We start from the raw sequence: 12935 nt of genomic DNA on the forward strand, positions 1-12935 counted from the left end.
CGTGCGAGACCCCCCAGGGTAATCCCGCACGCAGCCTTTGCCAATGGCTTGAATCAACGGGCGGCAAGCTGAACACCCGACGCCGCCCTGCTCCCTCAGTCTTTCAGCGCAAACCCGGGCCCGTCGCCCGCGCGGCTTCCGGCCAGCAGCGCAAGCGCCGCCTGGATGCGGTCGCTGACGGAACCTTCCGGCAACGGTGGCACCAGGCCCAGCGCCATCTGCCGCAGGGGCTCGGCGATCACCATGGACAACAGCAAGCCAGCAGTGACGTGCGGCTGCCGGATCTGGATCAGGCCGCGTTTGCCCAACCGGGCGAGCCAATCGCCCAGCATCGCCGTACCCCGTTCGATGCCGTTCTTCTGATACACGGGCAGCAGCGCCTCGCGCGCCGGGAAGTCCGCCGTCAGCAATCGGAACATGCCCACCGCATCGGCCGACAACGCACGCGTTGCGATCACGTCCAACACGCGGGCCAAGGCGGGCAACACCTCGGCGGGCGTCGACACGTCCTGCGTCATCACGGGTTCAAAGGCATCCGTCCAGCCGCGCACCACTTGCGCCACCAGATCCTCTCGATTGGCGGCGTACCGATAGACGGTCTTCTTGGCCATCCCGGCCCGCTTGGCAACCGCTTCCAGCGTGGTCGCGGCATAGCCGGCGTTCAGCAGCAGCCACGTGGCGGCTTCCAGCGCCGCCGCCAATTGTTCCGATTCCGGCCGGGCCGGACGCCCGCGCGCACGGGGCGCGGCGGTCGGGGGTGTTTGCGGCATCGACGCCGTCCTCCTGAGTGTTCCGGATGCGATCTTACACGCCCGTTAATTTAGGAAACGATCAACGTTTCTTTATTATAGAATAGGGACTCCCCAAACTCGGAGCCCCTCCATGGCCACCCCGCACCCCGACGATTCCCACATCCTGGCAGACATCGACACCCTGCTGGACCCCTCCCCCTTGCGCCTGGAAACGGGCATCACCCGGTTGCCCGGCGGCGGACTGGTGGTGGCCGCGCGCACCGACCTGCACGGCTGCAAAGGCCGAATGCTGGACTGGTGGTTCACGTTCTTCGAAACCACCCAGCACATCAAATGGTGGCACCCGCACGACCATGTCGAGCATCGCGGGTGGGACGCCCAGTGGCGGCGCGGCGAAAGCTATATCGGTGCGTCGATCCATGCCGTGGAATCCCTGGCCGACATCCCGCCCGTGGCCGCGAAGCTGAAATTCCACGACCCGCGCGAGTGCTTCGATCCGGGGCGGCTGCAGGCGGCACGCGAACGCCAGGACGTGTCGGCCGCGGTCTACGCGCGCATCGGATTCGGTGACCCCATCACGCTGGACGCCGACGGCGATCCGCTGGACGGCGACATGATTCATCTGGCGCGCGACACGCCGTTCGGCTGCGTGTTGCGCAGCCGCTTCTATCTGGGCAAGTCCAGTGCGCAACCCGAGCACGACGTGCCCGATGCACTGGGCCTGAGCCTGCTGCGGCATTGCTATACCGAATTCACCTACCTGTCGCGCTTCCTGCCGTCGATCTATTACGGCGAACACGCCAACGGTGAAAAGGCCCCGCTGCCCTGGTAGCGCCCTCCCCGGGAAGGAGTATGCTACGCGCCTTCGTCTCAGCCAGATTCACACCATCGCTATGCGCGGCAATCCCGACGCCAGACAAGGCGCCATCGCGTTGCACGGGTTCTACTTCCTGTATTACGGCCTTCAGGGCGTCAGCATCCCTTTCCTGCCCTTGTGGTTCGCCAGCCGTGGCGTGGATCCCGCCGTCATCGGGCTGATCGTCGCCACCTCCTTCCTGCCCAAGATCCTGTCCACGCCGGTCGTGGCCCACCTGGCCGACCAGAGCGGCCGCGCGCACGCGCTGATCGCCTCGGCGCTGGCGGCGTCGCTAGTATTGTTCATCTGCTATCCGTTTGCGCAGACGGCAGGCTGGATGCTCGCCATCACCCTGCTGCTGAATGCCGTCTTTCCGGCCGTGCTGCCGCTGATGGACCGCATGGCGATCGCCAGCGGCAAAAAGCAAGGAAACGCCTACACCATCATGCGGGCCTGCGGATCGCTGGGCTTTGCGGCAGTCACCGTCATCGGCGGCTACCTGATCAAGACCTTCGACGTCGACTGGGTGATGTGGCTGTCGATCCTGCTGATCGTGGCCTGCCTGGCTTGCGTGCGACGGTTGCCCCAAGCCGCGCGCCCCGCCGCCGACGAGGCCCCCGTCGAACGCGTGCGGCTGCCCATGTTGGCGGTGCTGCGCGACCGGCCGCTCGTGATGTGCATCGCGGCGGCGTCGTTGGTCCAGGCCAGCAACGGCTTCCTGTATTCCTATTCCACGCTGTACTGGACGGCCAACGGCCTGACGACCGCGCTGATTTCGCTGCTGTGGGTCGTGGGCGTCAGCAGCGAAGTGCTGTTCTTCTTCCTGGCGCCCAAGGTGCTGGCCCGGACCGGCGCGCAATGGCTGATCCTGGCGTCGGCAGTCATGACGGCGATCCGCTGGGCGGGCCTGTCCGCCACCACCGACCCGGCGCTGATCGCCGCGCTGCAACTGCTGCAGTGCTTCACGCTGGCCGGCAACAACGCCGCGATCATGTGGTACATCACCCGTCACGTGCCCGCCGCCTGCAAGACCTCGGCGATCGCGCTCTACGCGCTGCTGTCGGGCGGCGTATTCATGTTCGGCAGCATCCAGCTGGGCGGCGCCCTGTACCGCAGCTATGCGCCGGGCGGCTTCCTCGTGATGGCCCTGTGCGCGCTATGCGCGGTGCCGCTAGTGATCTATTCGGAGAAGCTGCGACGAGTTTCATAGGAGCGGTGAGGCGCGGGAATCCTTGACGAAGAACCCTTCTGCCCAACGCGCGTAACCCATCTTGCGCGTCTTCTCGCGCCCCCAAATCCCCCCGTCCAAAGAAAAGCCCCCGAAGGGGCTTTTCGTCAGCAGCAGCCGATCCGTTTCTTTCCTCCGTAGCGCGCGTCCTGGCGCTCGCGGAAGAAAGCCTCGTACGTCATGGGCTCCTGGTCGGGGTGGGTACGCCGCATGTGTTCCACATACGTCTCGTAGTCCGGCACGCCGACCATCAACCGGAGCGTCTGCCCCAGGTAACGGCCGGCGGCGCCGGCGGCTGAACTCATGTTGCCAAACAGCATGCGGCGCCTCCTTGGCGATCAGTCCGCGCCCGCCGCGACGGGCAGCGTTTCGTAGGGCGTCTCGCGCGAGGTCGGCTTGTTCTCGGCGCGTGCGCGCTGCACCGACTTCAAGCCGAACACCACGATGCTGACCACCACGAACATGAAGATCGCGCACAGCCCGGCGTTGATGTAGTCGTTCATCACCACGCGCGACATCTCGCCCAGCGACTTGGCCGGGGCCAGCACTTTGCCTTCGGCGATAGCCGCGTTGTACTTGGCGGCGTGGGCCAGGAAGCTGACGCGCGGGTCGGCATCGAACAGCTTCTGCCAGCCTGCCGTCAGCGTGCACGCCAGCAGCCACAGCGTGGGCAGGATCGTGACCCAGGCGTAGCGGTCGCGCTTCATCTTGAACAGCACGACAGTGCCCAGCGTCAGCGCAATCGCGGCCAGCATCTGGTTGGCGATGCCGAACAGCGGCCACAGGGTGTTGATGCCGCCCAGCGGATCGACCACCCCTTGATACAGGAAGTAGCCCCAGGCCGCCACGCACAAGGCGGTGGCGATCAGGTTGGCCGGCAGCGAATCCGTGCGCTTGAGCGACGGGGCGAAGGTGCCCAGCAGGTCTTGCAGCATGAAGCGCCCGGCACGCGTGCCGGCGTCAACCGCGGTCAGGATGAACAGCGCTTCGAACAGGATGGCGAAGTGGTACCAGAAGGCCATCATGCCCGGGCCGCCGATGGCCTGATGCAGAATGTGCGCCATGCCCACGGCCAGCGTGGGAGCGCCCCCCGCGCGTGAAATGATCGTGCTTTCGCCGACGTCCTTGGCCGTCTGGATCAGGTCTTGCGGCGTGACCACGAAGCCCCAGCTGGACACGACCTGGGCCACCTGGTCCGGCGTGGTGCCGATAACGGCCGCCGGGCTGTTCATGGCGTAGTAGATGCCCGGCTCGATCACGCAAGCCGCCACCAGCGCCATGATGGCCACGAACGATTCCATCAGCATGCCGCCATAACCGATATAGCGGGCCTGCGTTTCGTTTTCGATCAGCTTGGGCGTGGTGCCCGACGCGATCAGGGCATGGAAGCCCGACACGGCGCCGCACGCGATGGTGATGAACAGGAACGGGAACAGGTTGCCCGACCAGACCGGGCCGGTGCCGTCGACGAACTGCGTCAGCGCGGGCATCTTCAGTTCGGGCGCCACGACCACGATGCCGATCGCCAGGCCAAGGATGGTGCCGATCTTCAGGAAGGTCGACAGGTAGTCCCGGGGGGCCAGCAGCAGCCACACGGGCAGCACGGCGGCGATAAAGCCGTAGATGATCAGGATCCAGGTCAGGCCCTTGCCGTCGAAGTCGAACATCGGGCCCAGCACCGGGTGCGCGGCCACGTCCTGACCGAACGTGATGGCGGCCATCAGGCCGACAAAGCCGATGATGGAGACCTCGCCGATCTTGCCCGGGCGGATGTAGCGCAGGTACACGCCCATGAACAGCGCGATGGGGATGGTGGCCGCGATCGTGAAGGTGCCCCACGGCGAGTGCGTCAGCGCTTTCACCACGATCAGCGCCAGCACGGCCAGGATGATCACCATGATCATGAAGGCGCCGAACAGCGCGATCACGCCCGGGATCTTGCCCAGTTCTGACTTGACCAGATCGCCCAGCGACCGGCCGTCGCGGCGGGTCGAGATGAAAAGGATGGTGAAGTCCTGCACGGCGCCGGCGAACACCACGCCCGCCAGGATCCACAGCATGCCCGGCAGATAGCCCATCTGCGCGGCCAGCACCGGGCCCACCAGGGGGCCGGCGCCGGCGATGGCGGCGAAGTGGTGGCCGAACAGCACGTGCTTGTTGGTGGGCACGTAGTCCAGGCCGTCGTTGTGCTTCCAGGCCGGCGTCATGCGCGAGGCGTCCAGCTGGAAGACGTTCTTTGCGATGAAACGGCTGTAATAGCGGTATGCGATCAAGTAGACGCATACGGCGGCGATCACCACCCATAGCGCGTTGATGGTCTCCCCTCTGGCTAGCGCCACGGTGCCCAGCGCGAACGCGCCCAGTACCGCAACCGCCAGCCAGACCAGGTGCTGACCCAGTCCCTTACTGCTGGTATGCATAAGTGCTCCTCTTGCCTCCCGCCCTGCTTGTGGCGTGAAACGCTTTTTTCGTCCCGCGGAAGGCAGACTCATTGTTGTAGGGTGGCGGGCGCGCAGGCGTCCGCACTGCGTCCTGGGGACGCGGGCGTTAGTATTTCGTTTTGCCCCCCCGCCAACAAGCGCGGAACTACGCAATCCGCGTACGTGGTACTACGCATTGCGCTGCAACAAAACCCGGTGGAAACCGTAAAATCCGGCCCGTCGACCAATGACTCTTAAGGCGAAGCCGTCGTGATGCATCGCACCAATCCTTATCCGGGTTGAACTCCACAATATGAAGCTGCGCCTGAAAATCCTGCTACTTGCCGCCGTGCCCCTGCTGGTGGCCGTGGCCGCCATCACCGTGGCCGTCTATGTGCAGGGGCTGCAACTGGCCCAGCGCGAAAAGCAGGTCGTGGAAAGCGCCTGGCTGGCCAGCAAGGAAAGTGAATTGCGGCATTACGTCAGCCTGGCCTACAGCGCCGTCGCCCCTTTGCAGGCGGCGGGCGACGACGAGGCCACGCGCCAGCGGGCGCTGGAACTGTTGGCGCAGATGGAGTTCGGCCACGACGGCTACTTTTTTGTCTACGACTTGCAGGGCAAGAACCTGATGCATCCGCGCCAGCCCGAACTGGTCGGCCAAGACCTCTGGAACCTGCGCGACACACATGGCCAGACCGTCATCCAGAACCTGTTGACGGCCGCCCGCCGCGGCGGCCAGCAAGGCGAGGTGGTGCACTACCTGTGGGAAAAGCCCTCTACCCACCAGACCGTGGAAAAACTGGGGTATGTCGTGGTGCTGGACCGCTGGGGCTGGATGCTGGGGACGGGCATCTACCTGGACGACGTGGAGCAGGCTCTGGTGCGCATCGACGCCGCCGCGCAGGCCAACATCCGCAGCATGTTCGCCTGGGTGGCGGGCATTGCGGCCGTGTCCATCCTCGGGGTAGCCGCTTGCGGCCTGGCGCTGAACATCAGCGACCACCGGCAATCTGACGCCAAGTTGCGGCTGATGGCCCAGCAACTGGTGCGCTCGCAGGAAGACGAGCGCGCGCGCCTGTCACGCGAACTGCACGACGGCATCAGCCAGGTGCTGGTATCCATCAAGCTGTCGCTGGAAGCCGCGCGCGAACGGCTACGGCAATCATTGCCAGCGCAACCGCAGGCGCTGGCCCATATCGACAAACCCCTGGGTGGCGCGCTGGACCGCCTGAACTGCGCCGTGGGCGAGGTGCGGCGCATTTCGCACAACCTTCGCCCGACCCTGCTGGACGACCTGGGCCTGCCGGCGGCGCTTGAGCACCTGGGCCGCGAGTTCGCCATCCCCAGCACGGAGGGGGCTCCGCCGCTGGCCGTCCGCCTGCGCACCACCGGCCGCCCGGTCAAGCTGCCCGACGCCTACGCCACCGCGCTGTTCCGGGTCACCCAGGAAGCGCTGACCAACGTGGTGCGCCATGCCGGTGCCACCCGCGCCGACCTGACCCTGGCCTACGGCGCGCACGACCTGCGCCTGACGATTTCGGACGATGGCTGCGGCTTCGACTTCGCCGACGTCCAGCAGGACCCGCGCCGCGGCATCGGCCTGCGCAACATGCGCGAACGCATGTCCGCGCTATCCGGTAACCTGGGCTTCCACACCAACGCCCAAGGCACGACCTTGCAGGCCTGGCTGCCCCTGCCGGCCCTGTCCGCCCCTACCGCGACGACCCAAGCATGACCGACACCGACGACGCCATCCGACTCCTGCTGGTCGACGACCACCCTTTGGTACGCGACGGGCTGCGCCTGCGCCTGGAGACCGTGCCGCGCCTGCGCGTAGTGGGCGAAGCCGGCAACGCGCAGGCGGCGCTGATGTTCCTGGCGGCGTGCCTGGTGGAGGATCCCCAGGGCGACACCCTGCCCCATCTGGTGCTGATGGACCTGAACATGCCGGGCGTGGGCGGACTGGAGCTCACGGCGCAATTGCACGAACGCTATCCGCAAATCGCCGTGCTGGTGCTGTCCATGCACGACAACCCCGAATACATGGTGCAGGCGGTGAAGGCCGGCGCCCGGGGCTATCTGCTGAAGGACGAACCGGCCGAAGAGATCGTCACGGCCATCGGCGCGGTGGTGGCAGGCCGCAGCTACTTCAGCGCGGCCGTGGCCGTGCGGCTGTCCCAGGCCAGCGCCCCCGCTACCCTCTTGACGCAGCGCGAACGCGACGTGCTGCGCCATATCGCCAGCGGCCAGGCCAACAAGCAGATCGCCCAGGCGCTGGGCCTGTCCGTGCGCACGGTCGAGACGCACCGGTTGAACATCAAGCGCAAGCTGGGCATCGACGGGCAGGCCGAACTGATCAAGTACGCCGTCGAGAACCGGGGCGTTTAGGTCTCGGAATCCGCGTCGGCCGCCTGACCCGCCGCCCACGCTGCGGTAGACTTGCCTCCATTGTGGCGTCCCCGACGCCAGACGACACAACACAACGCCACGACGCGCGCGCTGCCCCCAGGAGTCCCCATGTCATTGGAAAAGCACTACACCGCCATTCTCGAAGCACTAGGGGAAGACCCGTCCCGCGAAGGGCTGGCCGATACGCCCGCCCGCGCGGCCAAGGCCATGCGCCACCTGTGCCGCGGTTACGGCCAGAATCTGGACGAAATCGTCAACGGGGCGCTGTTCACCTCGGACACCCGCGAAATCGTGCTGGTCAAGAACATCGAGCTGTATTCGCTGTGCGAGCACCACATGCTGCCTTTCATCGGCAAGGCCCACGTGGCCTACCTGCCGGCGGGCCGCGTGCTGGGCCTGTCCAAGGTCGCCCGCATCGTCGAGATGTACGCCCGTCGCCTGCAGATTCAGGAAAACCTCAGCCGTCAGGTCGCCGAAGCCGTCCAGACCGTCACCGGTGCGGCGGGGGTGGCCGTCGTCATCGAAGCCCAGCACATGTGCATGATGATGCGCGGCGTGGAAAAGCAGAACTCGTCCATGGTCACGTCGGTGATGCTGGGCGAATTCCACGACAACCCGTCGACCCGGGCCGAATTCCTCAGTCTCATCCGATAGCAGGACCCCCTCCCTTCTTTTGGCGCATATCGCGGGCCCGCCCGCTGCGCCGACGATGCCTGTACCCGGCATCGCCGGCGCGGCGGCCGGGCCCGGCCGCATTGGGCCCCTGGCGTTTGGCTCCTACTGATCCAGGCATCTGGCCCTAGCGTTCTGGTCCCATCCGGGCAAACTGGCACCCAGCAAGCCGGTTGCGCCGGGGCGCGGCCGCTCTCTCTCGGAGACCACCATGAACGCGATATTCCGCCACATCCGCCGCTGCACCCTTGCCGGCCTGGCCGCCGCGCTGCTGGCCGCACCCGCCTACGCCCAGACCAAGCTGGTCGTGGGCTATCAGCTGATCGTGGGGCCGTTCCTGTCCGCCATCGCGGACGGCAGCTTCGACACCGCGTTAAAAGAGGCCGGCTACCAGGTCGACTGGCGGCAGTTCACGTCCGGCGGCGACATCTCCACCGCGCTGGCCTCCGGCAACGTGCCGGTCGGCGTCCTCGGGTCCACCGGCATCACCTCGGCCGCCACCCGGGGCGTCGACATGCAGCTGTTCTGGGTCCTGGACAACATCGGAAAATCGGAAGCGCTGGTCGCCCGCAACGGCTCCGGCATCAACAGCACGGCCGACCTGAAGGGCAAGCGGGTCGCCACGCCCTTCGTGTCGACCTCCCACTTCCACCTGCTGGTGGGGCTGGAGCAAGTCTGGAAGATTTCGCCGCGCGACGTGCGCATCCTGAACATGCAACCGCCGCAGATCGTCGCCGCCTGGCAGCGCGGCGACATCGACGCCGCGTATGTCTGGCCGCCCGCGCTGACGGAAATTGCCAAGAGCGGCAAGATCATCGCCGATTCGCAGCAGATCGGCGCCGCCAGCGTGCCGACGTTCGATGGCATCGTGGTGGACCGCGCCTGGGCCGCCAAGAACCCGAAATTCATGGCCGCCTTCACCGGCGTGCTGGCCAAGTCCTACGCCGACTACCGCGCCAACGGCGCCAAGTGGACCGCTGAATCGCCCCAGGTCAAGGGTATCGTGCGCCTGATCGGCGGCAAGCCCGACGACGTCGTCGAAGCGCTGGGCCTGCTGGTGTTCCCCACCGCGCAGGAACAGGCCTCGAACGAGTGGCTGGGCGGCGGCAAGGAATCGGGCGCGGCGCGCGCCTTCGGGGCAAGCGCCACGTTCCTGAAAGACCAGAAGCAGATCGATCGCGCTCTGGCCGATTACAGCCCGCATGTCACCGACCAGTACGCGAAGGCCGCGGCCAAGTAAACGGCCCGGCGCGCCTCAAGGGGAGCCCGCATGACCATGCCGTCCACCTCCGCCGCGCAGCGGCTATGCGCGGAACAAGTCAGCGTCACCTATCCCGGCCTGCACGACAGCGGACCGGTGATCGCGCTGCAGAACGTCAACCTGACCATCCAGCCCGGCGAATTCGTCGTCGCGCTGGGCGCCTCGGGCTGCGGCAAGACCACCTTGCTCAGCCTGCTGGCCGGGTTCCTGTCGCCCACCGAGGGCGAAATCACGCTGGGCGGCCGGCCCATCGTGGGGCCCGGCGCCGACCGGGGCGTTGTTTTCCAGAAGCACGCCCTGCTGCCCTGGCTGAACGTGCTGGAGAACACGGAGTTCGGGCTGAAGCTGCAAGGCGTGGACAAGGAGACCCGCCGCGCCCGCGCCCGCCGCAACCTGGAACTGGTGGGCCTGCAGGATTTCCACCGCCACATGATCTACCAGCTGTCAGGCGGCATGCAGCAGCGCGTGGGCATCGCCCGCGCGCTGACCTGCGACCCTGCCATGTTGCTGATGGACGAACCGATGGCCGCGCTGGACGCGCTGACGCGCGAAACCATTCAGGAGCTGCTGCTGGATATCTGGCGGCAGACCAGCAAGATGTTCTTCTTCATCACCCACAGCGTGGAAGAGGCGCTCTTCCTGGGGTCGCGGCTGATCGTCATGTCGCCTCGCCCGGGCCGCATCACGCACACCTTCACGCCGGACTTCAACCGGCGCTACCTGGAGACCCGCGATGGACGTGGCATCAAATCCAGTCCCGACTTCATCGCCATGCGCGAACAAGTCCTTGGCATCATCTACGGCGACGAGCGCGCCGCCGCCTCGCCCGAAGCCGTCCATGTCTAGGAACCGGTCCGGGCACAAGCCCGCGACGCCGGGGATGGTCTATGGCGCGCCAGGCGCCGGCTACAGCGGGCACATCAGCCTCTTGACCAGCCTGGCGCTGATCGCCCTGTGGTTCCTGGTGACCAGCGCGGGCTGGGTGCGGCCGCTGTTCCTGCCGTCCCCGATCGCCGTGTACGACAAGTTCGTCTCGGCCATGACGGACGGCGTCGCCAATTCCACGCTGGCCGAGCATGCGCTGGCCAGCCTGACGCGGGTCTTCGGCGCATTCTTCCTGGCCTGCCTCACCGCCATTCCCGTGGGCATCCTGATGGGCGTCAACCGATTTGCGCGCGGCATCTTCGACCCGCCCATCGAGTTCTACCGCCCGCTGCCGCCGCTGGCCTATCTGCCGCTCATCATCATCTGGTTCGGCATCGGAGAGTTCCCGAAAATCCTGCTGATCTACCTGGCCATCTTCGCGCCCATGGCGATCGCCGCCCGCGCAGGCGTGCGGTCGGTATCCATCGAACAGATCCATGCCGCCTACGCCATGGGCGGCACGCGGATGCAGATCGTCTGGCACGTAATCCTGAAGGCGGCGATGCCCGAGATCTTCACGGGCATGCGCATCGGCATCGGGGTCGGATGGACCACGCTGGTGGCCGCCGAAATGGTGGCCGCCGACCGGGGCCTGGGATTCATGGTGCTGAACGCCGCCCAATTCCTGGCCAGCGACACCGTCATCATGGGCATTATCGTGATCGGCGTGTTCGCCTTCGCTTTCGACCTGCTGGTGCGCTACCTGGAGAAATTCGCCATCCCCTGGAAGGGACGCATCTAAGACGGTTACCGACAGGGCAATCCCCCATTTCTTCGCCCTGGTGGCTCCTCTATCCTGAGGCTCAGATCCGGAACCCGACCCCGCCCGCGCCCTGCGCCGGGGTCCCGCATCGCCGTCACAAGGAGCCGTCATGTCCAGCCAGGCCTCGATGCTCAAGCCTGTGTTGTGGGAACGCCTGTTTGAAAGGGAAAGCGCGCCCAACCTCAGCCTGCAAGGCCGCGTGCGCCAGATGCTGGTGTCGGCCATCCTCAGCGGCCACCTGCCGCCCGGCATGCCGGTGCCCTCCAGCCGGCAACTGGCCGACCAGTTGCGCATCGCCCGCAACACGGTGGTTTTCGCGTACCAGCAACTGGTCAGCGAGGGGTATCTGGTGTCACGCGAACGCAGCGGCCACTTCGTCTGCGATTCCGTCATGCAGGGGCATTCCGGTTCGGCCTCTGATGCCGCCCACGCCGCGCCGCTGGACGATGCGCCCGACCCGCGGCGCGTGCGATGGGATGAAAGGCTGCGCTTCCGGCCTTCACGGCAGCGCAATATCACCAAACCGCAAGATTGGCAGAAGCAACCCTACCCCTTCGTGTATGGCCAGTTCGACCCCGACCTGTTTCCCACCGCCGAATGGCGCGAATGCTGCATCAAGGCACTTTCCGTGCTGGATATCCGCAGCTGGGCGCCCGACCTCATCACCCACGACGACCCGACGCTGATCGAACAGATCCGCACGCAGGTGCTGCCGCGCCGGGGCGTCTGGGCCGACGCCGAGGAAATCGTCATCACCGTGGGTGCGCAGCACGCGCTTTACCTGCTGGCCGACCTGCTGGTCAACGACGACACCGTGGTCGGCATGGAAGATCCCGGCTACCCCGATGCCCGCAACATCTTCGCCAGCCATACGCGCAACCTGTTGCCGCTGCCGGTGGACGAGCGCGGCCTGTGCACCGGCACCCATCTGCTCGGGTGCGACTACGTCTTCGTCACGCCCGGCCACCAATGCCCCACCACGGTCACACTGGCGATGGACCGACGCGAGACCCTGCTGGCGCTGGCGCGTCAGGCTGACAGCATGATCATCGAAGATGATTTCGAAAGTGAAAGCCGCTGGGGCGAAGGCGCGATCCCCGCGCTGAAAAGCCTGGACCGCGACGGCCGCGTCATCTATGTCGGCAGCCTGGCCAAGTCGTTCGCGCCGGGCCTGCGCATCGGCTATATCGTCGCGCCGCGCGAACTGACCAGCGAACTGCGGGCCCTGCGCCGGCTGATGCTGCGCCACCCGTCCGCCTATATCCAGCGCGCCTTCTCGCTGTTCATCTCGCTGGGCCATCACCATTCGCTGCTGCGCAAGCAGTCGCAGGCCTACCAGAAGCGCGGCGCCGAGCTGGCCCAGGCCTTGGCCCGGCATCTGCCCGATTTCAAGGCGATTCCCATCACGGGCTCGTCGTCCTGCTGGCTGGCCGGCCCGCCGTGGCTGGATGCCGCCGCTTTGTCCGAAGCGGCGCTGGCCGAAGGCGTGGTGGTGGAACCGGGGAACGTGTTCTTCATGAACGGCGCAGACGCTCCGCGCAACTACCTGCGCGTGGGCTTTACGTCGATCCGGCCCGAGCATATCGGGCCGGGGATCGAAAAGCTGGCGCAGGTCGTGCACCGCTACCGCTTGCGAACGGCGGCATAGCC

Annotated in this window: 12 protein-coding genes; 9 read left to right on the top strand and 3 right to left on the bottom strand. The window is 66.4% G+C overall.

All coding sequences use genetic code 11. The features are described from left to right. Window positions 1–95 precede the first annotated feature (95 nt). Entirely contained in the window at window positions 96–770 is a 675-nt protein-coding gene (locus HG262_RS07100; RefSeq protein ID WP_169270343.1) for a TetR/AcrR family transcriptional regulator, read from the bottom strand. 112 nt (window positions 771–882) lie between these two features. Between HG262_RS07100 and HG262_RS07105 the strand changes: the two genes are divergently transcribed. Continuing rightward, window positions 883–1584 carry a hydrolase gene (locus HG262_RS07105; protein ID WP_169270344.1) on the top strand — a complete coding sequence of 234 codons (702 nt, stop codon included), beginning with the start codon at window positions 883–885 and terminating at the stop codon, window positions 1582–1584. Between the two features lie 61 nt (window positions 1585–1645). Beyond that, window positions 1646–2818 carry an MFS transporter gene (locus HG262_RS07110; RefSeq protein ID WP_169270345.1) on the top strand — a complete coding sequence of 391 codons (1173 nt, stop codon included), beginning with the start codon at window positions 1646–1648 and terminating at the stop codon, window positions 2816–2818. A 125-nt stretch (window positions 2819–2943) separates the two neighbouring features. Here HG262_RS07110 and HG262_RS07115 read toward each other — a convergent pair whose 3' ends face one another. Both HG262_RS07115 and HG262_RS07120 read right to left on the bottom strand, forming a co-directional pair. Next, window positions 2944–3156, bottom strand: coding sequence for a YbdD/YjiX family protein (locus HG262_RS07115; protein ID WP_085946884.1), 213 nt, complete (start codon window positions 3154–3156; stop codon window positions 2944–2946). 18 nt (window positions 3157–3174) lie between these two features. Continuing rightward, on the bottom strand, window positions 3175–5256 hold the full coding sequence (locus HG262_RS07120; RefSeq protein WP_169270346.1) for a carbon starvation CstA family protein: 2082 nt from the start codon (window positions 5254–5256) through the stop codon (window positions 3175–3177). 313 nt (window positions 5257–5569) lie between these two features. Here HG262_RS07120 and HG262_RS07125 point away from each other — a divergent pair, with 313 nt between their 5' ends. The 7 genes from HG262_RS07125 to HG262_RS07155 all read left to right on the top strand — a co-directional run bounded on the left by HG262_RS07125 (window position 5570) and on the right by HG262_RS07155 (window position 12933). Continuing rightward, window positions 5570–6991 carry a cache domain-containing protein gene (locus HG262_RS07125; protein WP_169270347.1) on the top strand — a complete coding sequence of 474 codons (1422 nt, stop codon included), beginning with the start codon at window positions 5570–5572 and terminating at the stop codon, window positions 6989–6991. Then, a complete protein-coding gene (locus HG262_RS07130) occupies window positions 6988–7644 on the top strand; it encodes a response regulator transcription factor (RefSeq protein WP_169270348.1) in 657 nt (218 codons plus the stop codon). Before HG262_RS07125 ends, HG262_RS07130 begins: the two co-directional genes overlap by 4 nt. A 129-nt stretch (window positions 7645–7773) precedes the next feature. After that, a complete protein-coding gene (gene folE, locus HG262_RS07135; protein WP_169270349.1) occupies window positions 7774–8319 on the top strand; it encodes a GTP cyclohydrolase I FolE in 546 nt (181 codons plus the stop codon). A gap of 229 nt (window positions 8320–8548) precedes the next feature. After that, window positions 8549–9577, top strand: a complete 1029-nt coding sequence (tauA, locus tag HG262_RS07140) for a taurine ABC transporter substrate-binding protein (protein WP_169270350.1) — start codon at window positions 8549–8551, stop codon at window positions 9575–9577. A 30-nt stretch (window positions 9578–9607) separates the two neighbouring features. After that, entirely contained in the window at window positions 9608–10444 is an 837-nt protein-coding gene (locus HG262_RS07145; protein ID WP_169270351.1) for a taurine ABC transporter ATP-binding protein, read from the top strand. Beyond that, window positions 10437–11264 (top strand): ABC transporter permease subunit, encoded by an 828-nt coding sequence (locus tag HG262_RS07150; protein WP_169270352.1) that lies wholly within the window; start codon window positions 10437–10439, stop codon window positions 11262–11264. The genes HG262_RS07145 and HG262_RS07150 overlap by 8 nt, the downstream gene beginning before the upstream one ends. A 130-nt stretch (window positions 11265–11394) precedes the next feature. Next, window positions 11395–12933, top strand: a complete 1539-nt coding sequence (locus tag HG262_RS07155) for a PLP-dependent aminotransferase family protein (RefSeq protein WP_169270353.1) — start codon at window positions 11395–11397, stop codon at window positions 12931–12933. Window positions 12934–12935 lie beyond the last annotated feature (2 nt).

It is taken from the genome of Achromobacter sp. Bel (assembly GCF_012928505.1).
Classification (GTDB): Bacteria; Pseudomonadota; Gammaproteobacteria; order Burkholderiales; family Burkholderiaceae_B; genus Achromobacter.

What these genes read in the sequence shown, in the direction of transcription:
- HG262_RS07100 (WP_169270343.1), bottom strand. Translation starts at nt 770, where the DNA reads ATGCCGCAAACACCCCCGACCGCCGCGCCCCGTGCGCGCGGGCGTCCG.
- HG262_RS07105 (WP_169270344.1), top strand. Translation starts at nt 883, where the DNA reads ATGGCCACCCCGCACCCCGACGATTCCCACATCCTGGCAGACATCGAC.
- HG262_RS07110 (WP_169270345.1), top strand. Translation starts at nt 1,646, where the DNA reads ATGCGCGGCAATCCCGACGCCAGACAAGGCGCCATCGCGTTGCACGGG.
- HG262_RS07115 (WP_085946884.1), bottom strand. Translation starts at nt 3,156, where the DNA reads ATGCTGTTTGGCAACATGAGTTCAGCCGCCGGCGCCGCCGGCCGTTAC.
- HG262_RS07120 (WP_169270346.1), bottom strand. Translation starts at nt 5,256, where the DNA reads ATGCATACCAGCAGTAAGGGACTGGGTCAGCACCTGGTCTGGCTGGCG.
- HG262_RS07125 (WP_169270347.1), top strand. Translation starts at nt 5,570, where the DNA reads ATGAAGCTGCGCCTGAAAATCCTGCTACTTGCCGCCGTGCCCCTGCTG.
- HG262_RS07130 (WP_169270348.1), top strand. Translation starts at nt 6,988, where the DNA reads ATGACCGACACCGACGACGCCATCCGACTCCTGCTGGTCGACGACCAC.
- folE (WP_169270349.1), top strand. Translation starts at nt 7,774, where the DNA reads ATGTCATTGGAAAAGCACTACACCGCCATTCTCGAAGCACTAGGGGAA.
- tauA (WP_169270350.1), top strand. Translation starts at nt 8,549, where the DNA reads ATGAACGCGATATTCCGCCACATCCGCCGCTGCACCCTTGCCGGCCTG.
- HG262_RS07145 (WP_169270351.1), top strand. Translation starts at nt 9,608, where the DNA reads ATGACCATGCCGTCCACCTCCGCCGCGCAGCGGCTATGCGCGGAACAA.
- HG262_RS07150 (WP_169270352.1), top strand. Translation starts at nt 10,437, where the DNA reads ATGTCTAGGAACCGGTCCGGGCACAAGCCCGCGACGCCGGGGATGGTC.
- HG262_RS07155 (WP_169270353.1), top strand. Translation starts at nt 11,395, where the DNA reads ATGTCCAGCCAGGCCTCGATGCTCAAGCCTGTGTTGTGGGAACGCCTG.